This is a genomic window from Azospirillum sp. TSO35-2, from assembly GCF_003116095.1.
GTDB lineage: Bacteria > Pseudomonadota > Alphaproteobacteria > Azospirillales > Azospirillaceae > Azospirillum.
The window spans coordinates 1820203-1845074 of the sequence record NZ_LGRA01000021.1 but is presented as its reverse complement, the minus strand read 5'-3'; the positions used below and the strand labels follow the sequence as shown (position 1 = coordinate 1845074).

The 24872-nt window shown below is 68.3% G+C and carries 23 protein-coding genes; 13 read left to right on the top strand and 10 right to left on the bottom strand.

The annotated features are described in order from the left end of the window. Window positions 1-176: 176 nt before the first annotated feature. The 5 genes from TSO352_RS24455 to TSO352_RS24435 all read left to right on the top strand — a co-directional run bounded on the left by TSO352_RS24455 (window position 177) and on the right by TSO352_RS24435 (window position 5864). Complete coding sequence (locus tag TSO352_RS24455) at window positions 177-1103, top strand: ABC transporter ATP-binding protein (RefSeq protein WP_109109755.1); 927 nt, start codon at window positions 177-179, stop codon at window positions 1101-1103. Then, the gene (locus TSO352_RS24450; RefSeq protein ID WP_109109754.1) at window positions 1100-1861 is read left to right on the top strand and encodes an ABC transporter permease; all 762 of its coding nucleotides are present in this window, start codon (window positions 1100-1102) and stop codon (window positions 1859-1861) included. Before TSO352_RS24455 ends, TSO352_RS24450 begins: the two co-directional genes overlap by 4 nt. 153 nt (window positions 1862-2014) lie before the next feature. Continuing rightward, window positions 2015-2536, top strand: a complete 522-nt coding sequence (locus tag TSO352_RS24445) for a 2Fe-2S iron-sulfur cluster-binding protein (RefSeq protein WP_109109753.1) — start codon at window positions 2015-2017, stop codon at window positions 2534-2536. Further along, window positions 2533-3540 carry a xanthine dehydrogenase family protein subunit M gene (locus TSO352_RS24440; RefSeq protein ID WP_109109752.1) on the top strand — a complete coding sequence of 336 codons (1008 nt, stop codon included), beginning with the start codon at window positions 2533-2535 and terminating at the stop codon, window positions 3538-3540. Before TSO352_RS24445 ends, TSO352_RS24440 begins: the two co-directional genes overlap by 4 nt. Beyond that, entirely contained in the window at window positions 3537-5864 is a 2328-nt protein-coding gene (locus tag TSO352_RS24435) for a xanthine dehydrogenase family protein molybdopterin-binding subunit (RefSeq protein ID WP_109109751.1), read from the top strand. The genes TSO352_RS24440 and TSO352_RS24435 overlap by 4 nt, the downstream gene beginning before the upstream one ends. Window positions 5865-5930: 66 nt before the next feature. On the opposite strand, the gene TSO352_RS24430 is transcribed toward TSO352_RS24435, so the two are convergent. From TSO352_RS24430 to TSO352_RS24415, 4 genes are all read right to left on the bottom strand, one after another. Next, window positions 5931-7145, bottom strand: coding sequence for an ABC transporter substrate-binding protein (locus tag TSO352_RS24430; RefSeq protein WP_109109750.1), 1215 nt, complete (start codon window positions 7143-7145; stop codon window positions 5931-5933). Window positions 7146-7228: 83 nt separating this feature from the next. Next, complete coding sequence (locus tag TSO352_RS24425) at window positions 7229-8008, bottom strand: 3-hydroxybutyrate dehydrogenase (protein ID WP_109109749.1); 780 nt, start codon at window positions 8006-8008, stop codon at window positions 7229-7231. A gap of 31 nt (window positions 8009-8039) precedes the next feature. Continuing rightward, complete coding sequence (locus TSO352_RS24420; protein WP_109109748.1) at window positions 8040-8978, bottom strand: 3-keto-5-aminohexanoate cleavage protein; 939 nt, start codon at window positions 8976-8978, stop codon at window positions 8040-8042. Window positions 8979-9053: 75 nt separating this feature from the next. Beyond that, the gene (locus TSO352_RS24415; protein ID WP_247872377.1) at window positions 9054-10046 is read right to left on the bottom strand and encodes a 3-hydroxyacyl-CoA dehydrogenase family protein; all 993 of its coding nucleotides are present in this window, start codon (window positions 10044-10046) and stop codon (window positions 9054-9056) included. Between the two features lie 249 nt (window positions 10047-10295). On the opposite strand from TSO352_RS24415, the gene TSO352_RS24410 reads away from it, so the two are divergent. Beyond that, window positions 10296-11723, top strand: a complete 1428-nt coding sequence (locus tag TSO352_RS24410; RefSeq protein WP_199231709.1) for a sigma 54-interacting transcriptional regulator — start codon at window positions 10296-10298, stop codon at window positions 11721-11723. Window positions 11724-11742: 19 nt separating this feature from the next. Here TSO352_RS24410 and TSO352_RS24405 read toward each other — a convergent pair whose 3' ends face one another. Then, complete coding sequence (locus TSO352_RS24405) at window positions 11743-12867, bottom strand: FAD-binding oxidoreductase (protein ID WP_109109746.1); 1125 nt, start codon at window positions 12865-12867, stop codon at window positions 11743-11745. Between the two features lie 189 nt (window positions 12868-13056). Here TSO352_RS24405 and TSO352_RS24400 point away from each other — a divergent pair, with 189 nt between their 5' ends. The 7 genes from TSO352_RS24400 (at window position 13057) to TSO352_RS24370 (ending at window position 20793) form a co-directional block, all read left to right on the top strand. Continuing rightward, on the top strand, window positions 13057-13935 hold the full coding sequence (locus tag TSO352_RS24400; RefSeq protein WP_109109745.1) for a MurR/RpiR family transcriptional regulator: 879 nt from the start codon (window positions 13057-13059) through the stop codon (window positions 13933-13935). Window positions 13936-14003: 68 nt separating this feature from the next. Next, window positions 14004-15551 (top strand): ABC transporter substrate-binding protein, encoded by a 1548-nt coding sequence (locus tag TSO352_RS24395; RefSeq protein WP_199231708.1) that lies wholly within the window; start codon window positions 14004-14006, stop codon window positions 15549-15551. A gap of 21 nt (window positions 15552-15572) precedes the next feature. After that, window positions 15573-16499 carry an ABC transporter permease gene (locus TSO352_RS24390; protein ID WP_109109743.1) on the top strand — a complete coding sequence of 309 codons (927 nt, stop codon included), beginning with the start codon at window positions 15573-15575 and terminating at the stop codon, window positions 16497-16499. Window position 16500: 1 nt separating this feature from the next. After that, on the top strand, window positions 16501-17346 hold the full coding sequence (locus TSO352_RS24385; protein ID WP_109109742.1) for an ABC transporter permease: 846 nt from the start codon (window positions 16501-16503) through the stop codon (window positions 17344-17346). A gap of 1 nt (window position 17347) precedes the next feature. Beyond that, window positions 17348-18316 carry an ABC transporter ATP-binding protein gene (locus TSO352_RS24380; RefSeq protein WP_109109741.1) on the top strand — a complete coding sequence of 323 codons (969 nt, stop codon included), beginning with the start codon at window positions 17348-17350 and terminating at the stop codon, window positions 18314-18316. Next, window positions 18309-19283, top strand: coding sequence for an oligopeptide/dipeptide ABC transporter ATP-binding protein (locus tag TSO352_RS24375; RefSeq protein WP_199231707.1), 975 nt, complete (start codon window positions 18309-18311; stop codon window positions 19281-19283). Before TSO352_RS24380 ends, TSO352_RS24375 begins: the two co-directional genes overlap by 8 nt. Before the next feature lie 22 nt (window positions 19284-19305). Continuing rightward, entirely contained in the window at window positions 19306-20793 is a 1488-nt protein-coding gene (locus TSO352_RS24370; RefSeq protein ID WP_109109739.1) for a M81 family metallopeptidase, read from the top strand. A gap of 85 nt (window positions 20794-20878) precedes the next feature. Here TSO352_RS24370 and TSO352_RS24365 read toward each other — a convergent pair whose 3' ends face one another. From TSO352_RS24365 to TSO352_RS24345, 5 genes are read right to left on the bottom strand one after another with little or no spacing between them, the layout of a single operon-like run. Continuing rightward, on the bottom strand, window positions 20879-21466 hold the full coding sequence (locus TSO352_RS24365; RefSeq protein WP_109109738.1) for a hemerythrin domain-containing protein: 588 nt from the start codon (window positions 21464-21466) through the stop codon (window positions 20879-20881). 17 nt (window positions 21467-21483) lie between these two features. Next, on the bottom strand, window positions 21484-22191 hold the full coding sequence (locus TSO352_RS24360; protein WP_109109737.1) for an ABC transporter ATP-binding protein: 708 nt from the start codon (window positions 22189-22191) through the stop codon (window positions 21484-21486). Beyond that, window positions 22184-22936, bottom strand: a complete 753-nt coding sequence (locus TSO352_RS24355) for an ABC transporter ATP-binding protein (RefSeq protein ID WP_109109736.1) — start codon at window positions 22934-22936, stop codon at window positions 22184-22186. Before TSO352_RS24355 ends, TSO352_RS24360 begins: the two co-directional genes overlap by 8 nt. Next, window positions 22936-23931 (bottom strand): branched-chain amino acid ABC transporter permease, encoded by a 996-nt coding sequence (locus TSO352_RS24350; RefSeq protein WP_199231706.1) that lies wholly within the window; start codon window positions 23929-23931, stop codon window positions 22936-22938. Before TSO352_RS24350 ends, TSO352_RS24355 begins: the two co-directional genes overlap by 1 nt. Window positions 23932-23942: 11 nt before the next feature. Beyond that, complete coding sequence (locus TSO352_RS24345; RefSeq protein ID WP_109109734.1) at window positions 23943-24800, bottom strand: branched-chain amino acid ABC transporter permease; 858 nt, start codon at window positions 24798-24800, stop codon at window positions 23943-23945. Window positions 24801-24872 lie beyond the last annotated feature (72 nt).

Here is a 24872-nt window from a genome sequence, read left to right as displayed (position 1 = left end):
CGGCCCGGCGGACGGGGGCGTGGAGGCGCGAGGCCGGCAGACGCGTGCGTGAACTTTACGCGGCGTTCGCCAGCACCGCCCATGTTCGGATTCCGCCGGGAGCCGCCAAACGCTATGGTGGCCCCGCTTTCGTGGCGCCGCCCGCACCCGATGGACCCGCAAGCCCGAGGGGGGATATGCAACCTATTATCGAGATCCGTGGGTTGGAAAAAACCTACGCATCCGGCTTCCAGGCCCTGAAGGGCATCGATCTCGACATTCGCCGCGGCGAGATCCTTGCCCTGCTCGGGCCGAACGGCGCCGGCAAGACGACGCTGATCAGCATCGTCTGCGGCATCGTCCGGGCAACATCCGGCAGCGTGACGGTGGACGGCCACGACATCGTGCGCGACTGGCGCGCCGCGCGGTCCCTGATCGGCCTTGTCCCACAGGAACTGACGACCGAGGCGTTCGAGAGCGTCTGGGCAACCGTCAGCTTCAGCCGGGGCCTGTTCGGCAAGCCGTCCAACCCCGCGCTCATCGAGAGGATCCTGAAAGACCTGTCCCTGTGGGACAAGAAGGACACCAAGGTCATGGCGCTGTCCGGCGGCATGAAGCGGCGCGTGCTGATCGCCAAGGCGCTGTCGCACGAGCCGAGCATCCTGTTCCTCGACGAGCCGACCGCCGGTGTGGATGTGGAGCTTCGCCGCGGCATGTGGGAGATGATCGGGCGCCTGCGCGACAGCGGCGTCACCATCATCCTGACCACCCATTACATCGAGGAGGCCGAGGAGATGGCCGACAGCATCGGCGTGATCTCCGGCGGGCGGATCATCCTGGTGGAAGAAAAGGCCGCGCTGATGGAAAAGCTGGGCAAGCGGCTGCTGACCCTGCAGTTGCAGAACCCGCTGAACGCCATCCCGGCCGAACTGGCGGACTATCCCCTGACCCTGTCGGCCGGCGGGCGGGAACTGGTCTACCGCTTCGACACGCAGCAGGAGCGCACCGGCATCGCCGGGCTGCTCCGGAAGCTGGGCGACCACGGCATCAATTACACGAATCTGCGCACCGAGGAGAGCTCCCTGGAGGAGATCTTCGTCAGCTTGGTGAGGGAACGGGCATGAACCTTCATGCGATCAAGGCCATCTATGTCTTCGAACTGGCCCGCACCTGGCGCACCCTGTTCCAGAGCATCGCCGGCCCGGTGATCTCCACGTCGCTGTACTTCATTGTCTTCGGGACGGCCATCGGCGGACGCTTCGCGTCGGTGGAGGGGGTCAGCTACGGCGCGTTTCTGGTCCCCGGTCTCGTCATGATGTCGGTGCTGACGGAGAGCGTGTCGAACGCGTCCTTCGGCATCTACATGCCGCGCTATTCCGGCACGATCTACGAGGTGCTGTCGGCCCCCATCTCCGCCTTCGAGACGGTGATCGGCTATGTCGGGGCGGCGGCGACCAAGTCCGTCATCCTTGGTACCCTGATCCTGCTGACGGCGCGGCTGTTCGTCGATTTCTCCATCGGCCACCCGTTCTGGATGGTCGCCTTCCTGGTGCTGACGTCGGTGGCCTTCAGCCTGCTCGGCTTCATCCTCGGCATCTGGGCGAACGGGTGGGAAAAGCTGCAGATCGTACCGATGCTGATCGTTACGCCGCTGGCCTTTCTGGGTGGAAGCTTCTATTCGATCGGCATGCTGCCGCCGTTCTGGCAGAAGATCGCCCTGTTCAACCCGATCGTCTACCTGGTCAGCGGCTTTCGCTGGAGCTTTTACGGCGCCGCCGACGTGCCCGTCGTTCTGAGCCTCGCCATGACCGCGCTGTTGCTGGCGATCTGCCTTGCCGTGGTGTGGTGGATTTTCCGCACGGGCTACAAGCTGAAGAACTAGGGCCTGTTGATCCTCCTCCCAGGCCGGCGGCACGACGGCATCGGCGTCACTCCGATGCCGGAGCGCCCGGCACAAAAGCGGTGATCGTCTGTTAACCCGCGTCATGGGCCGGCTGTCCACCATCCGCCGGCCCGGGTTGGCCGGGAGGACCAGATGGGTATCACCGTGAACGGGACCGCCGTGGAGTTGCCGGATGATCCACGCGTTTCCCTGCTCGACCTGCTTCGGGACGGGCTCCACCTGTCCGGCACCAAGAAAGGCTGCGACCAGGGTGCCTGCGGCGCCTGCACGGTGCTGGTGGACGGCCAGCGCATCCTCTCCTGCCTCGCGCTCGCGGTGCAGTATGAGGGCCGGTCCGTCACCACGATCGAGGGCCTCGGCGCCGACGGCGCGCTGCATCCGTTGCAGCAGGCCTTCATCGAGCATGACGGCTTCCAGTGCGGCTACTGCACGCCCGGCCAGATCTGTTCCGCCGTCGCCATGATCGAGGAGTTGCGGCGCGGGGTGCCCAGCCACCTCACCGTCGACCTCGCCGCAGCGGCGATCCCGTGCAGCCGGGACGAACTGCGCGAGCGGATGAGCGGCAACCTGTGCCGCTGCGGCGCCCACAACGGCATCATGGACGCCATCGCCACGACCTACCCGGCCGAAACACACCCTGGGGCCGCCGAATGACACCCTTCACCTATGTGCGGGCGACCGACGCGCAGACCGCGGTCCGGCTCGCCGACAGCCGGCATCCGGGCGTCCGATACCTCGGCGGCGGCACCAACCTCGTCGACCTGATGCGCGAGACCGTCGAACGGCCGACAGCGCTGGTGGACGTCACCGGCCTGTCGAACGAGATCACCGAGACCGACGGCGGTGGCCTGCTGATCGGCGCCGCCGTGCGCAACACCGCCCTTGCCGAGCATCGGCTGGTCCGCAGCCGCTACCCGATGCTGGCGCGCGCGATCGTCGCCGGTGCCTCGCCGCAGATCCGCAACATGGCGACCGTGGCGGGCAACATCCTTCAGCGCACGCGCTGCGCCTATTTCTACGATCAGGCCGGATCGCGCTGCAACAAGCGGGAGCCCGGCCAGGGCTGCGATGCCATCGACGGCTTCAACCGCATGCACGCGATCCTCGGGGCCTCGCCGTCCTGCGTCGCGACCCACCCGTCGGACATGTGCGTGGCGCTGGCCGCCCTCGACGCGACCGTGCATCTGAACACCGCCCAAGGCGAGCGCCGCCTGCCTTTCGCGGATCTGCACCGGCTGCCCGGCGACGAGCCCGACCGGGACACGGTGCTCCAGCCCGGCGACCTCATCACGGCGGTGGAGCTGCCGGCCCTTCCGCTGGCGGCGCGCTCGGCCTACCGGAAGGTCCGCGACCGGTCGAGCTACGCCTTCGCCCTGGTCTCGGTCGCCGCGGCGCTGGCCGTCGAGAACGGGACCGTGACCGACGTCCGGCTGGCGCTCGGCGGTGTCGCGCCCAAGCCCTGGCGCCCGTTGGCGGCGGAGCGGGCGCTGCGCGGCCAGCCCGCGACCGAAGCGGTTTTCCGGGCGGCGGCGGCGGCCGAACTCGCCGCCGCCGAGCCGTTGCGGGACAACGCCTTCAAGGTCGAGCTGGCGCAACGCACCATCGTCGCCGTGCTCGGTGAGCTGGCGGAAAACGGGTTGGCGGGAGGCGGGGCATGAGCATCGTCGACAAGGGCAAGGAAGCGGTGCAGGGCATCGCGCAAGCGGTGGTGAAGAAGGCGGTCGAGCTGGCGCCCGGCGCCCTCCTGCCGGGGGGGCGGCCCGACCCGCTGATCCGGCGTCAACACGGCCATATCGGCAAGCCGGTCAGCCGGGTCGACGGTCCGCTGAAGGTGCGGGGCGCGGCCCCCTTCGCGGCGGAGGTCGCGCTGGATGGCATGGTCTACGCGGCGCTCGCCTACAGCACCATCGCCAGGGGGCGCATCGCCGCGATCGACACCGCACTGGCCGAGGCGGCGCCGGGCGTGGTGCTGGTGATGACCCACCGCAACGCGCCGCGCCTCAACCCGCCGCCGCGTTTCCTCACCGGGGACAAGGCGGCGGCGGGCGACGATTCGCCGATCATGCAGGACGACCGGGTGCGCTGGAATGGCCAGCCGGTCGCCCTGGTGCTCGCCGACAGCCAGGAACAGGCCGACCACGCCCGCTCGCTGATCCGGGTCACCTATGCGGAGGAGCCGGCGGCAACCTCGCTGCCGACGGCCGACGGGTGCGAGGTCGGGACCTTCATGGGCGAGCCGCTGCGCGCCGTGGTCGGCGATGCCGACGCCGCCTTCGCCGCCGCCCCCAACAAGGTCGAGGCGGTCTACCGCACGCCGCGCCACAACCACAACGCCCTGGAACTGCACGCCGCGACGCTGGTCTGGCGGGGCGACGAGCTGTTCGTCCATGATGCCACGCAGGCGGTCGCGCACACCGCCTGGTCGCTGGCACAGATCTTCGGCCTGGAAGAGGCCCAGGTCCATGTCGGCTCGCCCTTCGTCGGCGGCGGTTTCGGCGGCAAGGGGTTGTGGCCGCACCAAATCCTCGCGGCGGCGGCGGCGCGGCTGGCGGGTCGCCCGGTCCGCATCGTCCTGTCGCGGGAGGGTGTCTACCGCGCCGTCGGCGGCCGCAGCCCGACCGAACAGCGGGTGGCGCTCGGTGCCGACGCGGATGGGCGCCTGACGGCGATCATTCACCGCGGCGTGACGCCGAAGACCCGTCACAGCCCGATGCCGGAGCCCTTCATCCTGCCGACCCAGAGCGCCTACGCGGCCGAGACCATCGCGCTGGAGGTGCAGACCTGCTACCTCGACATGGTCGCCAACACCTTCATGCGCGCGCCCGGCGAGGCGGTCGGCACCGTCGCGCTGGAATGCGCGATCGACGAGCTGGCCGAGCGGCTCGGCATGGACCCGATCGAGCTGCGGATCCTCAACGAGCCGGACAAGGATCCGATCTCCGGCCGTCCCTTCTCCTCGCGCAACATCGTGGCGGCCTATCGGGCCGGTGCCGAGCGCTTCGGCTGGGACCGTAGAAACCCGGTGCCGCGGTCGCGGCGGGAGGGGGAATGGCTCGTCGGCATGGGCTGCGCCACCGCGACCTATCCCTATCACCGGATGCCGGGCGGTGCCGCGCGCATCACGCTGGACGCCGCCGGCCGCGCCCGCATCGACGCCGCGGCGCATGAGATGGGCATGGGCACCGCGACCACCCACACGCAGGTCGCCGCCGACCGGCTCGGCCTGCCGCTGGAGGCGGTGAGCGTCCGCTACGGCGACTCCTCGCTGCCCGGCGTCATCCTCGCCGGCGGGTCGCAGCAGACGGCCTCGGTCGGGCTCTCGGTGATGATGGCCCACCAGGAGCTGGTGGGCGAACTGCTGAAGCTCGCCGGCAACGACTCACCGTTGGCCGGTCTCGGTGTCGACGAGGTGGAGAGCGCCGACGCCGGCCTGCGCAAGCGGGACGAGCCCGACCGCTTCGAGAGCTACGCCTCGATCCTGGCGCGGTCGGGACGCAGCGAACTGGCCGTGGAAAGCAGCGCGCCGATGCCGCTGGAGACGATGCACTGGTCGATGCACTCCTACGGCGCGATGTTCTGCGAGGTGCGCGTCAACGCCGTCACCGGCGAGACCCGGGTCAGCCGCTTCCTGGGCTCCTTCGACTGCGGCCGCATCATCAACCCGAAGACCGCGGCAAGCCAGTTCCGCGGCGGCATCATCATGGGGCTGGGTCTGGCTCTGATGGAGGAAACGCAGTTCGACGAGCGGAACGGCCGGATCATGACCCGCAACCTTTCCGACTATCACCTGCCCGTGCATCTGGACGTGCCGGAGATCGACGTCATCTGGACCGACATTCCGGACCCGCACGCCCCGATGGGGGCCCGCGGCATCGGCGAGATCGGCATCACCGGCACGGGAGCCGCCGTCGCCAACGCGATCCACAACGCGACCGGACGGCGGGTGCGGGACTTCCCGATCACACTCGACAAGCTGCTGTGATCGTCGGCCTGTCGGAGCGTCGTCGCGACCGGGTGGGACGGGGAGCGCGCCCGCTCCCCATCCAGCTCACCTGACGAGCGGGCAGCCGCTGTCCTTCGGGTCGATGTAGGCCTGCGCCCCGGGAATCGTCTTGATGATCTTGAAGTAATCCCAGGCGTATCGGGACTCCGCCGGCGTCTTCACCTGCGCCAGATACATGTCGTCGAGGACGCGGCCGTTGCCGATGACCTTCGCCCCCTGCATCATCATGTCGGTGACCGGGGTGCCGCGCATCTTTGCGGCCACCTTGTCGGCATCGTCGGTGCCGACCGCCTGCACGGCCTTCAGGTAATGCCGGACCGCCGAATACACGCCGGCCTGGTTCATCGACGGCTTGCGGCCGGTCCGTTCCTCGAACTTCTTCGACCAGGCGCGGGTTTCGTCGTTCATGTCCCAGTAGAAGGAGTTGGCCAGCATCAGGCCCTGCGAGGTTTCAAGGCCGAGCGCCTGGATGTCGTTGATGTTCAGCAGCAGGCCGGCCAGCGTCTGCCCGCCCTGGGGAAGCCCGAACTCGGCGGCCTGCTTGACGCCGTTGATGGTGTCGCCGCCGGCGTTGGCGAAGGCCACCACATCCGCACCCGAGGCCTGCGCCTGCAACAGGTAGGAGGAGAAGTCGGACGCGCCCAGCGGATGACGCACGCTGCCCTTGATGGTGCCGCCGAGCTGCTTGACCGTGTTGGCCGCTTCGGCTTCCAGCGAATGGCCGAAGGCGTAATCGGCGGTGATGAAGAACCAGCTCTTCCGGCCCTGCTCGACCAGCGCGCGGGCGGTGGCGGAGGCCACGGCGTGGTTGTCCCAGGTCCACTGGAAGCCGTAGGGGCTGCACTCCTTGCCCGTCAGCTCGGTCGAACCGGGGCCGGACATCAGGAAAAGACGCTTCTTCTCCCGGGTGATCGCCTGGACGGCCAGGGCGGCGGCCGAATTCGGCACGTCGGCGATCACATCAACCTTTTCGGTGTCGATCCATTGGCGTGCCAGGTTGGCGGCGATGTCCGCCTTGTTCTGGTGGTCGCCGACGATGATCTCGATCGCCGTGCCGTTGATGGCGTTGCCGAACTCCTCGGCGGCCATCCTTGCGGCCACGGCCGATCCTTCACCGTTGATGTCGGCGTAGATGCCGGAGCGGTCGGACAGCATGCCGATCTTGATGACGTTGTCGGACATCTGGGCCCAGGCCTGGGTGGTTGCCGGGCCCGAGGCCAGCGCGGCGAAAGCGGCGCCGGCGAGAAGGAACTTGCGCATGTTTCACTCCCAAATCTGACAGTTCTTGGTGTTTGGGACGGTCGCCCGCGACGGCGCCGCCCGGAGGATGGCAGGCCGAACGCTCAGTGGCTGGTGTAGCCGCCATCCACGGGAAGGACCGCCCCGGTGATCGACGCCGCGGCGTCGGAGCAGAGGAAGGCGATGGCGGCGGCGACCTCCTCCGGACCGATCAGCCGGCCGGTCGGCATCTTCTCCAGGAACACCGCCTTCAGGACCTGATCCTCGGGCAGGCCGGTGACCTGCGCCTGCTGGGCGATCTGCCGTTCGATGATGGGGGTCAGCACCGTGCCGGGACACACCGCGTTGCAGGTGATGCCGTGGGGGGCGAGTTCGATCGACACCGACTTGGTCAGGCCGATGAGACCATGCTTGGCGGCGACGTAGGCGGGCTTGTGCGGGGCACCCACCATGCCCAGAACGGACGCCGTGTTGACGATGCGTCCCCAGCGCCGCTCCCGCATCGCCGGCACCGCCGCCTTGATGGTGTGGAAGGCGGCGCTCAGGTTGACCGCCAGCAGCAGGTCCCATTGGTCGTCGGGAAACTCGTGCAGGGCGGCCACATGCTGGACGCCGGCGTTGTTCACCAGGATGTCGATCGGCCCCAGCAGCGCCGCGGCCTCCGCCATCATGGCGCGGGCCTCTTCGGGCCGGCTGAGGTCGGCGCCCGAATAGACGATGCGGGTCCCGCTCCGCTCCGCGATCTCGGCGCAGGACCGGTCGATCTCGGCGCGGTCGCCGAAGCCGTTGACCATCACATGGCAGCCCCGCCCGGCCAATTCCCGCACGGTCGCCAGCCCGATGCCGCTGGTGGAGCCGGTGACGACGGCGTTTCTGTTCTGCATTTTTCGTTCCTCGATCCGGAAATGGTACAGCTCAGAACCCCATCTGGTCGGCGCCCTTGAGGTGGAGCATGGCGCGCGCCTCGGCGGGGGTGGCGACCTCCAGCGACAGCTCCTCCAGGATGCGGCGGATCTTCGCCACCTGCTCGGCGCTGTTCCGCGCGAGCCGGCCCTTGGCGAGATAGAGGCTGTCCTCGAGCCCGACGCGGACGTTGCCGCCCATGACGGCGGCCATCGTCGTGAACGGGATCTGGTGGCGGCCGGCGGCCAGCACCGACCATTCGTAATCCTTGCCAAACAGACGGTCGGCGGTTTCGCGCATGAAGACGAGGTTGCGCTCCTCCGCGCCGATGCCGCCCAGGATCCCGAAGATCGTCTGGATGAACAGCGGCGTCTTCACCAGCCCGCGATCGAGGAAATGCGCCAGATTGTACAGATGGCCGACATCGTAGCATTCGAACTCGAACCGCGTGCCGCAGCCCTCGCCCAGATGTTCCAGGATATAGGCGATGTCGCGGAAGGTGTTGCGGAAGATGAAGTCGTCGGTGCCGCGCAGATAGGGTTCTTCCCAGTCGTGCTTCCAGTTCCTGTAGCGGTCGGCCAGGGGGAAGATGCCGAAATTCATCGATCCCATGTTGAGGGAGCACATCTCCGGCCGCGCCTGCAGCGGGGCGGCGAGCCGTTCCTGCACCGTCATGTTCAGCGAGCCGCCGGTGGTGATGTTCAGCACCGCCTCGGTGGACTGTTTCAACCGCGGCAGGAACTGCATGAACACCGCCGGGTCCGGCGTCGGCTGTCCGGTGCGGGGATCGCGGGCGTGCAGGTGCAGGATCGCCGCCCCGGCCTCGGCCGCGCCGACGCCCTGCTCGACGATCTCGTCCGGCGTGACCGGCAGGGCGTCGGACATGGTCGGCGTGTGGATCGATCCCGTCAGCGCGCAGCTGATGATGACTTTCTTCTGTGGTGCGGCCATGCAAGGCCCTCCTGTGCGGGTCCGGCCGGGAAGGCTGCGGACGATTGGGGATTGAGCGTCGCCACGCGGTGGCGGCTATCGGCGTTCGACGCCATCCAGGCGTTGAAGATGGGTGGCGAGGGTGGCGGCGACCTCCTCCCGCTGCGCTGCGGTCCAGGTCCGGAACCCGGCACCGGTTTTCATGCCGAGCCGCCCCGAGGCGACCAGATCGCGCAGCAGGGGCAGCGGACCGGGGCTGCGGTCGAGATCGGGCAGCACATGCTCATGGACGGCGAGGGTCAGGTCGGTGCCGACGAGATCGGCATTCTCCAGCGGCCCCAGGACGGCGAGGCGTCGGCCGAAGCTTGCCTTGACCACGGCATCGACCGTTTCGGCATCGCACACCCCGTTCTGGACCAGGGCGATCGCCTCGCGCCACAGCGCGTGCTGCAGGCGGTTGCCGATGAAGCCGGGGACGTCCTTGCGGACATGCACCGGCGTCTTGCCGATGGACGTCAGCAGGCCGATCATCGCGGCGATCGCCGCATCGCCGGTGTCGCGGGTCTGGATGACCTCGACCAGCGGGATCAGATAGGGTGGGTTCCACCAATGGGTGCCCAGGGCACGGGTCTTGTCCGCAAGCGGTTCCATGATCCGGGTGATCGGGATCACCGACGTGTTGCTGGCCAGAAGCGCGTGTGGCGGAGCCGCGGCCTCGATCGCCGCGACGACGCGTTGCTTGAGGGCGAGATCCTCCGGCACCGCCTCGATCACCAGGTCGGCGCCGGCGACGGCATCCGCCAGGATTTCCTGCGGGTGGATCAGATCGGCGACCGCGGTGTCCTCTCCCAAAAGCTGCAGATTGCGGCGGACATGGTCGAGGATCGCGGCCCGGCGGTCGGCATCGGGCTCTTGGATGGCGACGCGGTGTCCGGCGGCGGCGAACGCCTGTGCGATCCCGTGTCCCATCAGTCCGCCGCCGATGACTGCGATGCGCTGGTTTGTCATGGCGCGTGCATACCCTCCTTCGCGTGACCGGATGCCCTTGCCCCACCGCCCCTTGTCGTGCCGCCGCAGATCGGCTCGCAAAGCGGATTGTTCGCAGAGGACGCTTTCCGGAAGACTCGAAAGCAACCCGTGTGCCAAAGGGACAAGCGATTGAGAAGACGGGGTTTCATTGGGGCGATGCCCAAGCCGGAGCGGATCGAGTCAGTGGTTGCGGACAGCCGGCCGCCTGATGCGCCGGACCATCATTGGAAATCGGCGCTTTTGCTGTGTTCACTTTTCTGACAAACAGTGTCCGCTATATTGACAATCTGCGATGCGGATGGGTGTGGCATGCCGACGGAACGAGCCGGACACTTCGCTGCGGCGCGCGCGCTGATGGTGATGATCGACGAGATGATCGACGGCGCCATCCTGGTCGACCAGGACGCGCGGATCGTCTGGTCCAACGACAAGCATGTCTGGTTCAGCGACAAGCTGATGGCGCAACTCGGGTTGCGATCGACCGCCGACGTGATCGGTCTGCCGGTGGAGCGGGTCATCCCGCACAGCCGGATGCGCGAGGTGGTGGAAACCGGCCGGTCGCTGCCGCTCGACATCATGCGCTATGGCGAACACACGCTGCTGGTCAGCCGCCTGCCCCTGCGCGATGAGCGGGGCGAGGTCATCGGCGCCCTCGCCTTCGCCCTGAAGAACAGCCTGACCTATCTTCGGCCCATCGCCGACCGCTTCAACACGCTGCAATCGCGCCTGACCCGCGTGGAGCAGGAGTTGGCGGCCAGCCGGGCGTCGCACTACACGGTCGAGAACCTGATCGGCTTCAGCCCGGCCATGCTCCAGGTGAAGCGGCTGGTGCGCCGGGCGGGCCAGATCCGGTCGGCGGTCCTGCTGCTGGGTGAAACCGGGACCGGCAAGGAGCTGGTGGCGCAGTCGATCCATGCGTCCTCGGACCGGATCCATCGCCCCTTCGTCGCCGTCAACACCGCCGCCATTCCCGAAAATCTTCTGGAGGCGGAGTTCTTCGGCGTCGCGCCGGGGGCGTACACCGGCGCTGGGCGCCACCCGCGGCCCGGAAAATTCCAGCTCGCCCATGGTGGGACGCTGTTTCTCGACGAGATCGGCGACATGCCGCTGCCGCTGCAGGCCAAGCTGCTGCGCGCGTTGCAGGAACGCGAGGTCGAGCCACTCGGGTCCAATCAGGTCATCAAGGTCGACGTCCGCATCATCGCGGCGACCAGCCGGCCGCTGGCCGACATGGTGCGGAGCGGGGCCTTCCGGTCGGACCTCTATTACCGTCTCAATGTCTTTCCGATCCAGCTGCCGGCGTTGCGTGACCGCAAGGACGACCTGGAAATCCTCGCCTCCCTCTTTTCGGAAAAGATCGCCCTCAGCCTCGACCAGCCGATGCGCGAGCTGGCGCCGGCGGCGCTCGATACGCTGCGGCAGTATGGTTGGCCCGGCAATGTTCGGGAACTGGCCAACGTCATCGAGCAGGTCTATGTGCGCACCGAAGGGGAGCGGATCATGGCCGAGGACTTCGCCGACATCCTTCCGGGTGCCGCGATCCACCGCCCCGCCCCGCCGGACCGGAAACGCTCGCTGGCCGCGGCCATGGACGAGCTGGAACGGTCGCTCATCCTCGACGCGCTGGAGGATAGCCGGGGCAACAAGCTCGAGGCCGCCCGGAGCCTCGGCCTGTCACGCACCAACCTCTATGCCAAACTGCGCAAGCACGGCATCCCGTCGCAGCCGGACGAATGACGCCGCGGCCGCCGGCCGGTCAGCGCCGGCACCGGGCGGGTGATAGGTCGGCGGCATCGACGCCCGCCGCCGCGGCATCGGCAGGGACGTTCCCGCCGGTGGCCAGCGCCGCGGCGATGCGGGCGAGCGTCGGCGCCATCATGATGCCGTAGCCGCCCTGCCCGATCAGCCAGAAGAATCCCGTCAGCTCGGGATCGAAGCCGACGACCGGAGTGGCGTCGGCGACGAAGCTGCGGAGTCCCGCCCATGTGCGCGGCGCCTTGCGAACGACGGTCCAGGTGTGGGTCTCCAGCCACTCGACGAGTGTGGCGACGTCCAGGTCGTCGGGCTGGATGTCCTGTGGCTCGACCGGGGTTTCGTCGGCGAGCGAGGCCATGACCCGGCCGCCGTCGGGCTTGAGGTAGGGCGCATCGCCCGCGAATTCGACCAGCGGCATCCCGTGAAGATCGAGGCCCTCGGGGCCATCGATGACCAGCGCGGTGCGGCGCTTGGGCACGAGGCCGACCGGGCGGGCGCCGGCCATGGCGGCGACGGCGTCGCCCCAGGCCCCGGCGGCGTTCACCACCGTCGCCACCGCGATTTCCTCGCCGCCGGCCGTCACCCGCCAGCCCAGGCCGTCGCGCGTCAGCGCGGTGACGGGCTGGGCGCGCCGGATGTCACCGCCGCGATGCCGAAAACCGCGCAGGAAACCCTGGTGGATCGCCGCCACGTCCATGTCGGTCACGCCCGGTTCGAAGGCGGCGGCGGCGACCATCTCGGGGCGGACCAGGGGGGCGAGGCGCAGCGCCTCGGCGACCGGAATCGGGTGGATGGGATCGCGCGCGGTCCCGTTGGTCAGAAAGGCGGCAAGCTCCGCCTCGTCGCCCGGTTTGAACAGCGTGAGCGCCCCCCGCGGCGACAGCAGCGGTGCCTCGGCAAAGCCCTCCGGCGGCGCTTCGAAGAACGCGCGACCGGCGGCGTTGATGCGCCGGACGATGGCCGGGCCGAAGTTCGGCGTGTAGAGCGCCGCCGACCGGCCCGTCGAATGGTATCCCGGCTGGCTCTCGGCTTCGATCAGAACCACGCGCGCCTGGCTTTGAAGCTCGAAGGCCACCGACGCGCCGGAGATGCCCGCACCGATCACCGCAAAATCATACGTCGCCATGCCGTCCCACCCGGGTTGACGTCCATCCATCCGCGTTCCACCGGCCGCGTTCCACCGGAGGATAGCGGCGGACGGCGCGGTCTCTCTGCCTGACTAGATCACCGCATCGCCGGTCATTTGCAAGTAAATAAAAATCGTTTGACGTTATGAAAGAAAACTATCAGCCTCAGTCCGAAAGGAGGCCCGCGGATGGAAGGAACCATACGGGACAGGCTGCGCGCCTGCCTGACGACCGGATCGAAAGCCGACCGGGCCTTGGCGAGCTACATGCTGGCCCGCACCGGCAGCGTTCCCTTCGAGACGGCCGCGACGCTGGCCGCCAAGGTGGGGGTGAGCGAGCCGACGGTCGGCCGCTTCTGCCGCTCGCTCGGCTACGCCAGCTTCAAGGACCTGAAAAGCCAGCTGAAACAGGACATCGGCGACCGGCCCTGGTTGATCTCCGACCGGCTGAAGGCGTTCCAGGCGCGCTCGCTCGCCGGGGAAGACGCCCTGGGGCAATCGCTCCAGCTCGAGATGGCCGGGCTCGTGGCGGTCTATGAACTGGCCCAATCGGACCAGTGGCGACCGGTGGTCAAGCGGTTGGCCACGGCGCGGCGGGTCTTCGCCGCCGGCTTCCAGACCGAGCGCGGCATGGCGCACATGTTCACCCATCAGCTGCAATACCTGCGCGACGGCGTGCAACTGCTGGACCTCGACGGCGGTCACTTCGCCGAGCTGCTGGAGACCGACACGACCGGCAGCGCGCTGGTCCTATTCGAGGCCCGGCGCTATTCGCGGCTTGCCAAGCTGCTGGCCCGTGCGGCGCGCGAGCGGGACATCCCGGTCACCCTCGTCACCGACGCGTTCTGCGATTGGGGGGCGGCGCTGGCGACCGACATGTTCGTGGTGCCGACCGAGTTCAACCTCTTCTGGGATTCCACCGCCCAGATGGCAAGCCTCATCAACCTGATGATGAACGCGATTTCCATCGAGATCGGGCCCGACGTGGAAGCCCGCATGACCAGGGTTTCCCAGCTCTACGCCCGCTTTACCGGCCATGTGGGCGATGCCGACGGGCCCGAAACGTGATCCACCGGAGAAACCACACGGCACATCGATTGGGGGAAAGCTCCATGCAGACGCTTACGAGACTAGCATTGCTCACCGTTTCCGCGCTTGCCTGCTCCTGTTCGGCGCTTCTTGCACAGGAGGCCACCTTCGCCGTCACGGCGCGCGAAGTCGGCGCCCCCTCCTACAACCCCATCACCGGCACCCGGCTCAACAGCGCCAATTCGCTGATCTTCGACCGGCTCCTCCTGCAGGACACCGACCAGAGCTTCCACGGCGCGCTGGCGACCTCGTGGGAGCAGACGCCCGACGGCATGCAGTGGACCTTCAAACTGAAGCCGGGCGTGACGTTCCACGACGGCGAGCCCTTCAACGCCAAGACCATCGAATGGTGGATCCCCAAGTTCGCTGGAACCGAAAACGCCTACATGGTCGCCAACATCGACAAGGTGGAGGTGGTCGACGACCTGACGGTGCGCTTCCTGATGAAGGCGCCGGACCCCAATCTGCTGTTCAACCTCGCCTCCTCCTTCATGGGCATCCCCGCCCCCAAGGCCTATGACGAACTCGGCGACAAGTTCGGCGTGACCGCGGCCGTCGGCACCGGCCCCTACAAGATGCAGTCCTTCACCGTCGGCCAGAGCACCGTTCTGGTGCGCAACGACGCGTACACCTGGGGATCGGACCTGTCGGTCAACCGCGGTCCGGCCAAGATCAAGACGATCACCGTGCGCGAGATCGCCGAGGATTCCACCGCCTTCCTCGAACTCCAGACCGGCGGCGTGGACCTGCTCTACACGGTGCCGACCGACTTCCTGCCCCGCCTCAAGGCGGAGAAGTCGATCAAGGTGATGATGATTCCCGGCACCGAGATCGTCTACATGCCGATCAACGTCACCGTGGAGCCCTTCACCGACATCAAGGTGCGGGCGGCGGCGGCCTACGCCGTCAACCAGAAGGCCATCTGGCAGACGCTCTACGGCGGCGTCGGCGCCCCGGCGAACAGCTTCCTGATTTCGTCCCTGCAGGAATCCAGGATCGACCCGAAGGTCGCGATCGCCTACGACCCTGATCGCTCAAAGAAGCTCCTCGACGAGGCGGGATGGACGGTCGGACCGGACGGCGTCCGGGTGAAGAACGGCCAGAAGCTGCAGGTGAAGCTGTGGACCTCCAACGGCACCGAGTTCAAGCGCATCACCGAAGCCGTTCAGGCCCAGTTGAAGGACGTCGGCATCCAGGCGGACATCACCGTCTTCGATCCCTCCTCGATCAACGCCCAGTACAAGAAGAAGACCGAGCACCAGTTGGCGGTGCGCTCCTACTCCTGGACGAACGCCGACATCATCGACTGGTTCTTCTCGGGCAAGCGCCTCGGCTACCCGAACGTGTCGATGCTGAACGACCCGAAGGCGGAGGAGCTGAACGACCTCGCCATGACCAAGGCCAGGACCTGGGACGAGCGCGTCGCGAATTTCAAGGCGTATCACGAATACATTCTGTCGCAATACGCCTTCGCCCCGATCTACGAGCCGGCCAACATCTTCGCCTATTCCACCCGGAAACTTAAGCTGCCGGAGGTGGTGCGGGGCACCCGCCTGACCAGCCAGACCATTCTGGACGCCGAAGTGACCAAGTAGACGCCGCAAGGATCAACCCGGATGTTCGGCTATTTCATCAGGCGCCTCCTGCTCCTCATCCCGGTCTTCCTCGTCATGTCGGCGGTGGTCTTCGCCATCGTCCATCTGGTGCCGGGCGACCCCATCGACAACATGCTGCAGATCGGCTCGTCGCCCGAACGGCGGGCCGAACTGACCGCGAAATTCGGTCTGGACCGGCCGCTCGTCGTGCAGTACGGCGTGTGGCTGGACCGGGTCTTCCACGGCGATCTCGGCGACGCCATCATCCTCAAGCAGCCGGTCGTCAGCCTCATCCTCGCCAACCTGCCGCACAGCCTGGCGCTCGGCGGTCTGGCGCTCGCCTTCTCGGCCAGCGTCGGCATCGCGATCGGCGCCCTCGCCACCTTCTTCCGGGACAGTTGGTTCGACCGCTCGGTCATGACCATCATCCTGATGGGGGCCACCGTTCCCAACTTCTGGCTCGGCCTCCTCATGATCCTGGTCTTCGCGGTGGAACTCGGCTGGTTTCCGGTGTCCGGGGCCCGCAGCGCCGACGCGCTGGTGCTGCCCGTGCTCACCGTCGGGCTGGGCGGCGTCGCCCTGATCGCCCGCGTCACCCGCGCCGCCATGCTGGAAACCGCGCGGCAGGACTTCGTCTTCATGCTGCACGCCAAGGGGCTGAGCAAACGCCAGATCTATCTGGGCCATGTGCTGCGCCACGCGCTGCTGCCGGTCGTCACCATTCTCGGCCTGAAGATCGGCTGGGTGGTCGGCGGAGCCGTGACCATCGAGTACGTCTTCGCCCGGCCCGGCCTCGGCTCGCTCCTCATCTCCGCCCTCAACCAGCGCGACTATCCGATCATCCAGGGCTGCCTCCTGATGCTGGGCATCGCCGTCATGCTCGGCACCCTGGTCGGCGATCTGGCCCAGGCGGCGATGGACCCCCGCATCCGCGACGGGATGCGCTGACATGGCCGCCCTGACCGCCCTCCGCTCCGCCATCGCCAGCCCGCGCGGCGCCCCGTCGGCCGCGATCCTCGCGCTGGCCGTGACGGCGGCGATCGCCGCGCCGTGGCTGGCGCCCTATCCCTACGCGGCGCAGAACCTCGCCGGCGCCGTGATGGAGCCGTCGGCGGCCCATCTCCTCGGCACCGACGAATTCGGCCGCGACCTCCTCTCCCGCATCATCTACGGCGCCCGCGTGTCGTTGGGCGTCGCGGTCACCTCGATCTCCCTGTCGGTGATGATCGGCCTCGTGCTCGGCGCGGTCGCCGGCTATCTCGGCGGCTGGGTCGACCGGGTGCTGATGGCCGTCGCCGACGTGACCTGGTCGTTTCCGGAGATCCTCATCGCCCTGGTGCTGATCGCCATTCTCGGTCCCGGCCTGTCGAGCGCGGGCATCGCCATCACCATCGGCTATCTCGCCCAGTTCGCCCGGCTCACCCGCAGCCAGATCATCGCCCTGAAGCGGGAGACCTATGTCGAGGCGGCGGTCAGCATCGGATCCGGGCATATGCATGTGCTCGCCCGCCACCTCATCCCCAACGCGCTGACGCCGGTCATCGTGGCCGGGATGCTGGCGGTCGGCGACGCCATCATCCTGGAGGCGACGCTCGGCTTCTTCGGCCTCGGCGCGCAACCGCCGCTGCCGAGCTGGGGGGCGCTGATGAGTTCCGGCGTCGCCCAGATCTATCTGGCGCCCTGGGTCATCCTCTTTCCCGGCCTCGCCATCGCGGTGACGGTCATCGCCATCAACCTGTTCGGCGACGCGCTCATCGACGCGCTCGCCATCCGCAACCGGCTGAAGGAGCGCTGAGATGAGCCTTCTTGCGGTCGACGACCTGTCCGTCTCCATCGGCATGGTGCCGCTCCTCGACCGGGTGAGCTTTTCGCTCGACCGCGGTGAGGTGCTGGGGCTGGTGGGTGAATCGGGGTCGGGCAAGTCGTTGACGGCGATGACGCTGATGGGCCTGCTGCCGCTGATCGGCGGACGGATCACCGCGGGACGCGTGCGCTTCGACGGCATCGACCTCACCACCCTGCCGGAGCCCGCCTATCGCGACCTGCGCGGCCAACGCATCGCGCTCATTTCCCAGAACCCCATGACGTCGCTCGATCCGATCCTGACGGTCGGCGCGCAGATCGACCAGGCCTCGCGCCTCCATGCCGGGCTGTCGGCGGCGGCGGCCCGCGCCCGCAGTCTCGACCTCATGCACCAATTGCGCATCCCCGAGGCCGTCGCCATTCACGGCCAGTATCCGCACCAGCTCTCCGGCGGCATGAAGCAGCGCATCGTCATCGCCATGGCGCTGGCCGGCGATCCGGACCTCATCATCGCCGACGAGCCGACCACCGCGCTCGACGTCACCATCCAGGCCCAGATCATCCAGATCCTCTGCGATCTCGTGGCGGAGCGCGGCCTCGCCCTCCTCCTCATCACCCACGACATGGGCGTGGTGGCGCAGGCCTGCCACAGGGTCAGCGTCCTCTACGCCGGGCGGGGTGCCGAGACGGGACCCGTCCACGACATCTTCGCCCGGCCGCGCCACCCCTACACCAAGGCCCTGATCGGCTGCATCCCGCGGGAGGGGCAGGCGCCAGGGACCCTGGTCGGCATCCCCGGCATGGTGCCGACCGCCTTCGCCTACCCGAAGGGCTGCCGGTACCATCCGCGCTGCACCGCCGCCGCACCGGATTGCCGAACGGAGGTGCCGGCCGGATCGATCCAGGGCGTCGGCGGAAGCATCGTCTTCTGCCATCATCCGCTGGAGGTCGGCCATGTCTGATCCGATGTCCGCCCCGATCCTGCGCTTCGATGGGGTCAGCCGCGACTTCAGCGCGCAGAACGGCTTCTTCGGTCGAAAGCGGACCATGCGCGCCGTCGATGGCGTCACCCTCGACATCCCGCGCGGCAAGGTCACCGGCGTGGTGGGGGAGTCCGGCTGCGGCAAGTCCACGCTCGCCCGGCTTGCCCTGCATTTGCTGAAGCCGAGCATCGGCCACGTGTATTTTGAAGGCAACGACCTTGCCGGGCTGAAGCCGGCGGCGCTGCGCCGGCAGCGGCGCCACATGCAGATGGTCTTCCAAGACCCCTATTCCTCGATCAACCCGCGCTTTTCCATCCGCGACGCGGTGATGGAGCCCTTCCAGGTGCACGGCATCCGGCACACCCCCGCCGAAGGCAAGGAGAGGGCCGCCCGTCTTCTGGAGATGGCCGGGCTCGATCCGCAGCTTGCCGAACACTACCCGCACCAGCTTTCCGGCGGCCAGAAGCAGCGCGTCGGCATTGCCCGGGCGCTCGCCCTGGAACCCAACCTCATCGTGCTGGACGAACCGACCGCCTCGCTGGACGTGTCGATCCAGGCGCAGATCATCGCGCTTCTGGCCGATCTCAAGAGCCGGCTCGGCCTCACCTACCTCTTCATCTCCCACGACCTCGGGCTGGTGCGCTACTTCTGCGACCGGATCGTCGTCATGTATCTGGGGGCGGCCGTGGAGATCCTGCCGTCCACCGACGCCCCGCACCGCCATCCCTACACGCGCACGCTGATGGAAAGCGCCTTCCTGCCCGATCCGGAGCGGCGCCGGGCCGTGACCCGGCTGACCGGGGAAATCCCCAGCGCGTTCGAACGTCCGCCGGGCTGCGCCTTCGCCACCCGCTGTTCGTTCGCCAGCGGCCGCTGCTACGCCGAGAAGCCGGTCCTTCTGACCACGGGCCGGCATGCGGTCGCCTGCCACCATCCGCTCGACTGAACCCATCCCCGGAGAGATCGCGATGCCCTTCACGGTGCTCACCGCCGAGTTCCAGCATGAAAGCAACACCTTCTCCTGCCGCAAGACGGACCTGAAGGCGTTTCGCGACCGCTACTGGTACGAAGGCGATGTGGCCTTCGCCGAGCGCGGCGCCGCCAACACGCCGCTCGGCGGCTTCCTCGACATCGCCCGCCGCGACGGTTGGACCGTCATCCACCCCATCAGCACGGGGGCGACGCCCGCCGGTCCAGTCACCGAGGAGGCCTATGAACACATCGCGGGAGTCATCCTCGCCGCCGTCGCCCGGAACCGCGGCAGGATCGACGGCATCCTCCTCGGGTTGCACGGGGCGATGGTCGCCGAACATCGGGAGGATGGCGAGGGCGAACTGCTCACGCGCATCCGCGCCATCGTCGGGCCGGACATCCCCATCGGCATCACGCTGGACCCACACGCCAACGTCACCGAGGCGATGGTTGCCCACGCGCAGATCGTCATCGGCTACAAGACCTACCCGCATGTCGACATGCGCGAGCGCGGAGTCCAGGCGGCCTCCATCCTCGCCCGCGCCATGACGGGCGAGATCCGCCCGGTGACGCTGCGCGAGCACCGGCCGATGCTGGAGGAGGCGACCGGCGGACGCACCGACACGGGACCGATGGTCGGGCGGCTCGCCCGGGCCGTCGCCTATGAACAGGAACCCGACGTCTTCGCCGTGTCGGTCAACGGTGGATTCGGCAACGCGGACATCGCCGAGGTCGGGCCGACGGTGCTCGTCACCTGCCAGGGCGATGTCGCCCTGCACCGCGCCTTCATCCGCGAGATCGCCGACGACATCTGGAACCGGCGCAACGAGGTGGTGAACCACTATCTGTCCGTCGAAGACGCCGCGGCACGGGCACGGAGTTACCAGGCGACGCAGGGTCCGCTCGTCATCGCCGACTACGCGGACAATCCGGGCGGCGGAGCCTATGGCGATTCCACCCGCCTGCTGGCGGCGCTGCTCGCGGCGGAGGTCGAGGATGCCTGCCTCGGCGGGCTGGTGGACCCCGAGGCCGTGGCGGAGCTTTCGGGCCGCGAGCCGGGCGAAACGGTCCGGCTCCGGCTCGGCGGCAAGACCGATCCCCGCTTCGGTGGCGGCCCGCTCGACGTCACGGCCACGCTGCTCGGCCTGTTTGCCGGCGACTATGTCGGGGAGGGACCGATGATGGCCGGGCTGAAGGGCAGCTTCGGCCCCTCGGCGGTCATCCGCATCGGCGGCATCGACGTGCTCGTCGTTTCAAACGCCGCGCAGATGCTTGATCTCGGCCAGTTCCGCGCGTTCGGCATCACGCCGGAGCGCTGCCGGTCGGTCACGGTCAAGTCGATGCAGCATTTCCGCGCGTCGTTCGAGCCCATCGCCGGCGAGGTCATCGTCGCCGACAGCGGCGCGCTGTGCACGCCCGACCTGACCAAGCTGCCCTTCCGGCGCGCACGCCGCCCGATCTTCCCGCTCGACCGGGACCTGTAGAGCGCCAGGCTCGCCCCGGCGCGGCGCGGATGCGCCGGCCCCGGCGTGGGTCCTCTCCCGGGTCCCTGCCACCCCGCGTCGTGCGTCAGAGCCCGGCGGGGCCGGCGGACGGGCCGAGGCCGTAGGGTGCGGGAACCATCGACACGATGCGGGAGAACAGCGAGCGAAACTCCCCGGCCGGGCCGGACCATGGATCCTTGTTGGCTTCGAACGCGGCGTCGATGCCGGCCCAATCCTCCCGGCTCAGCCCCTTGCGGGCCAGCGGCAGCAGTTCGCGCTCCTCCAACCCGACATGCGCCCAGGACGTGGCGACATAGGCGCGGACCGTCGTCTCGAAGGCCTGGAAGCCGCCCTCCCCCTCCTCCCGGTAGCGGCGCAGCGCGTCGCGCAGTTCCAGAATGTGCTGGGCGCCCTCGGCATGATCGCGCTGGAGCTTGTCGATCAGCGCGCCCGCCTGCGGGATGCGCGCCCGCAGGGCGACGAACAGGACGTCGTCCTCCTTGGGGTGATGCAGCTTGTCGGGGACCTCGGTGATGTATTCGATCATCGCCTCCAGCAGGGCGAAATCGGGCTTCAACCGGCCGTCGCGCACCTCGTCGAGGATGAAGCCGAACGCCTGGAGCACGGCGCCCAGCGCGCGGTGTTCGGCGTGGATGATGTCGATCGCTTTCATGACGGTCTTCCTGTCGATCAGTGCGCCACGACGCCGAGCCAGCCGTCCAGCAGCGCGCGGTCGTCGAGCAGGGTTTCGCTGTCGCCGCGATAGACGGCCTTGCCGCGTTCCAGCACCAGCGCCTGACGGGTCAGCGGCAGGATCTGGCGGGCGTGCTGTTCGACCAGGATGATCGCCATGCCGCTGTCCTCGGTCAGGCGCTGGATGATCGTCATCAGCTCCTGCACGATCAGCGGCGCCAGCCCTTCCATCGGTTCGTCCAGCAGCAGGATCTTGGGGTTCAGCATCAGCGCGCGCCCCATCGCCAGCATCTGCTGCTCGCCGCCCGACAGCTGGTTGCCCATGTTGCCGCGCCGCTCGTTCAGGCGGGGGAACATCCCGTAGACCCGCTGCAGGCTCCAGGGGCCGCGGGTCGCCACCACGGTCAGGTTCTCCTCCACGGTCAGGGAGGGGAAGATGTCGCGCTCCTGCGGCACCCAGCCGAGCCCGAGATGGGCGCGGGCGTGGGCCGGCACCCGGGCCAGATCGCGGCCGGCGAGGCGCATCGCTCCGGACCGGTGCCGGGCCGCCCCCATCAGGGTGGAGAGCAGCGTCGTCTTGCCCATGCCGTTGCGGCCGAGCAGGGACAGGCTGTCGCCCTCCCCCAGCGTCAGGGAGATGTCCTCCAGCACGACCGCGTCGCCGTAGCCGGCCCAGACATTCTCCAGCGTCAGAAGCTCAGGCACAGATCGCCTCCCCCAGATAGACTTCGCGGACCTTCGGATCGCTGGCGATCACCTCGGGCGTGCCGTGGGTCAGCAGCGCGCCGCCGACCAGGACCGAGATGCGGTCGGCGAAGCGGAACACCAGATCCATGTCATGCTCGATCAGCAGGATGGTCACGTCGCGCGGCAGGGCGGCGATGGACTCGAACAGCTCGCGGCTTTCGGTGGTCGGCACGCCGGCCGCCGGCTCGTCCAGCAGCAGGACGCGGGGCTTCATCGCCAAAGCCAGCGCGATCTCGATCAGCCGCTGCTTGCCGTAGGCGAGGCTGCGCGTCGTCGCGTGGGCGACGTCGAGCAGGCGCAGGCTGTCCAGCAATGCCACCGCCTCGTCGACCGCCTGATGATGGGCGCCGACCGGCTTCCAGAAGCGGGCGCCCACCCCCAGCCGCTCGTTGACCGCCATGGTCACCGATTCCAGCACGGTCAGGTCGGCGAACAGGCGGTTGATCTGGAAGGTCCGCGCCAGACCGCGCTTGACCCGCTGGTGCTGTCCCAGCCGCGTCACATCCTCGCCCTGGAGGATGACGCGGCCCGCCGTCGGCTCCAGGAAGCCGGTGAGCAGGTTGATCAGCGTGGTCTTGCCGGCGCCGTTCGGGCCGATCAGCGCGTGGCGCGCGCCGGCCTCGATGTTCAGGCTGACGTTGTTGGTGGCGGTGAAGCCGCCGAAATTCTTGGCGAGATTGCGGGTTTGCAGCGCGTAATCCATCACCGTTCCCCCTTCCGGCGACCACCGGCCGCATGGCTCAGCCGCCGCACGCTGCCCATCACGCCGTCCCGCGCGAAGAGCACCACCAGCACCAGCAGGGCGCCCAGCCAGAACTGCCAGTATTCCGGGTTCATGTCGGACAGCACATGGTGGGCCGACATGAAGACGATGGTCCCGATCACCGCGCCGTAGAGCGACCCCGACCCGCCGAGAACCAGGATCAGCATCAGCTCCGCCGACCGGTTGAAGGACAGGACGTCGAGGGCGACGAACTGCGTCGTCTGGGCCAGCAGCGCCCCGGCGATCCCGGCATAGGCGGCGCCGATGGTGTAGATGGCGGACAGCCGGGCGTTGACCGGCGCCCCGATCGCCGGCATGCGCGCCACGTTCAGGCGGATGCCCTTCAGGCTCAGCCCGAAGGGGCTGTGCACCAGCCTGCGCGCCGCCCAGAACAGCAGGAACAGGACGGCGACCGCGTACCAGTAGGCGGTCTTGCCGTAGAGGTCGAAGCTGAACCGGCCGAGCAGCGGCGTCATCTCGATGCCCTGCAGCCCGTCGACCCCGCCGGTGAGGTCGGTCAGCTTGTTGGCGACCTCGTACAGCATCATCGCGATGCCCAGCGTCACCATCAGCCGGGTCAGGTCGGAGCCGCGCAGCACCAGGAAGCTGGTGACGAAGCCGAGCGCCGCGCTGGCCAGCGCGGCGACCGCCAGGCCGGCCAGCGGATCGCCGATGCCGTTGGCGGCCAGCAGCCCGGCCGCGTAGGCGCCGAACCCGAAGAATGCGGCGTGTCCCAGCGACACGATGCCGGCATAGCCGAGGATCAGGTCCAGCGACAGGCAGAACAGCGCGGTGATGGCGATCTGGGTCAGCAGGACCAGATTGTCGGGAAAGACCAGATAGGCGGCGACCGGCAGCAGCCAGAAGGCCAGTTCCGCCGGGTGCCAGCGGTCGGCGCGCCGGAGCGGGGAAAGATCGAAGGTTGCGAGACTCATGCTCATGTCCTCTAGCGCGCCGCGCGGCGCCCGAACAACCCTTGCGGGCGGAAGATCAGCATCACCACCATCACGGCGTAGATGACGAACGCCCCGATCTGCGGGACGTAGTATTTTCCGGCGACGTCGAGCACGCCGAGAATGAGCGAGGCGACCAGCGATCCGGTGATGTTGCCGCTGCCGCCGACCGCGACGACGATCAGGAAATAGACGATGTATTTGACCGGAAAGCTGGGATCGAGGCCGAGCATCTCGACGCCCAGCGCACCGCCCAGCCCGGCCAGCGCCGTGCCCAGCGCGAAGGTCAGGGTGAAGACGCGCTCGACGTTGATGCCGACGCCCCGCGCCGCCCGTGGGTTGTCGACCGACGCTCGCAGTTCCGCCCCGAAGCGGGTGCCGCCGACCAGACGCTGCAGGCCGAAGGCGATGACCAGGCTGAGCAGGATCAGGAACAGGCGGTAGGCGCCCATGTCCAACCCCGGCAGGCTGATCTGGCCACGCAGGAAATCCGGCAGGGTCAGCGGCTGCTGCTGCGCGCCGAAGAGGAACTGCGCCGACGCGATCGACATGAAGACCAGACCGATCGAGAACAGCACCTGATCGAGGTGGGTCGCCGTGTACAGCCGGCGGTACAGCGTGCGTTCCAGCACCACCCCGGCCAGGGCGGTCAGGACGGCGGCCAGCGGCAGCGCGGCCAGGAACGGCACGCCGACCCGGTTCAGCAGCGAGACGCACAGGTAGCCGCCGACCATGGCGAAGGCGCCATGGGCCAGATTGACGAAATTCATCAGCCCGAGCGTGACCGACAGACCGACGCTGATCAGAAACAGCAACATCCCCGAGGCGACACCGTCGAAGAGGACGGTCATGGCAAGCTCCTTTGGCGACGGGACAAGGGGCGGTACGACGAGATGGTCCCGGACGGGCGGCATCCGGGACCG

Bases quoted from the DNA above. Each gene is read 5' to 3' on its own strand.
- TSO352_RS24455 (WP_109109755.1), top strand. From the start codon at position 177: ATGCAACCTATTATCGAGATCCGTGGGTTGGAAAAAACCTACGCATCC.
- TSO352_RS24345 (WP_109109734.1), bottom strand. From the start codon at position 24,800: ATGACCGTCCTCTTCGACGGTGTCGCCTCGGGGATGTTGCTGTTTCTG.
- TSO352_RS24355 (WP_109109736.1), bottom strand. From the start codon at position 22,936: ATGGATTACGCGCTGCAAACCCGCAATCTCGCCAAGAATTTCGGCGGC.
- TSO352_RS24435 (WP_109109751.1), top strand. From the start codon at position 3,537: ATGAGCATCGTCGACAAGGGCAAGGAAGCGGTGCAGGGCATCGCGCAA.
- TSO352_RS24410 (WP_199231709.1), top strand. From the start codon at position 10,296: ATGCCGACGGAACGAGCCGGACACTTCGCTGCGGCGCGCGCGCTGATG.
- TSO352_RS24440 (WP_109109752.1), top strand. From the start codon at position 2,533: ATGACACCCTTCACCTATGTGCGGGCGACCGACGCGCAGACCGCGGTC.
- TSO352_RS24380 (WP_109109741.1), top strand. From the start codon at position 17,348: ATGAGCCTTCTTGCGGTCGACGACCTGTCCGTCTCCATCGGCATGGTG.
- TSO352_RS24450 (WP_109109754.1), top strand. From the start codon at position 1,100: ATGAACCTTCATGCGATCAAGGCCATCTATGTCTTCGAACTGGCCCGC.
- TSO352_RS24365 (WP_109109738.1), bottom strand. From the start codon at position 21,466: ATGAAAGCGATCGACATCATCCACGCCGAACACCGCGCGCTGGGCGCC.
- TSO352_RS24390 (WP_109109743.1), top strand. From the start codon at position 15,573: ATGTTCGGCTATTTCATCAGGCGCCTCCTGCTCCTCATCCCGGTCTTC.
- TSO352_RS24430 (WP_109109750.1), bottom strand. From the start codon at position 7,145: ATGCGCAAGTTCCTTCTCGCCGGCGCCGCTTTCGCCGCGCTGGCCTCG.
- TSO352_RS24400 (WP_109109745.1), top strand. From the start codon at position 13,057: ATGGAAGGAACCATACGGGACAGGCTGCGCGCCTGCCTGACGACCGGA.
- TSO352_RS24425 (WP_109109749.1), bottom strand. From the start codon at position 8,008: ATGCAGAACAGAAACGCCGTCGTCACCGGCTCCACCAGCGGCATCGGG.
- TSO352_RS24405 (WP_109109746.1), bottom strand. From the start codon at position 12,867: ATGGCGACGTATGATTTTGCGGTGATCGGTGCGGGCATCTCCGGCGCG.
- TSO352_RS24420 (WP_109109748.1), bottom strand. From the start codon at position 8,978: ATGGCCGCACCACAGAAGAAAGTCATCATCAGCTGCGCGCTGACGGGA.
- TSO352_RS24385 (WP_109109742.1), top strand. From the start codon at position 16,501: ATGGCCGCCCTGACCGCCCTCCGCTCCGCCATCGCCAGCCCGCGCGGC.
- TSO352_RS24445 (WP_109109753.1), top strand. From the start codon at position 2,015: ATGGGTATCACCGTGAACGGGACCGCCGTGGAGTTGCCGGATGATCCA.
- TSO352_RS24350 (WP_199231706.1), bottom strand. From the start codon at position 23,931: ATGAGTCTCGCAACCTTCGATCTTTCCCCGCTCCGGCGCGCCGACCGC.
- TSO352_RS24375 (WP_199231707.1), top strand. From the start codon at position 18,309: ATGTCTGATCCGATGTCCGCCCCGATCCTGCGCTTCGATGGGGTCAGC.
- TSO352_RS24370 (WP_109109739.1), top strand. From the start codon at position 19,306: ATGCCCTTCACGGTGCTCACCGCCGAGTTCCAGCATGAAAGCAACACC.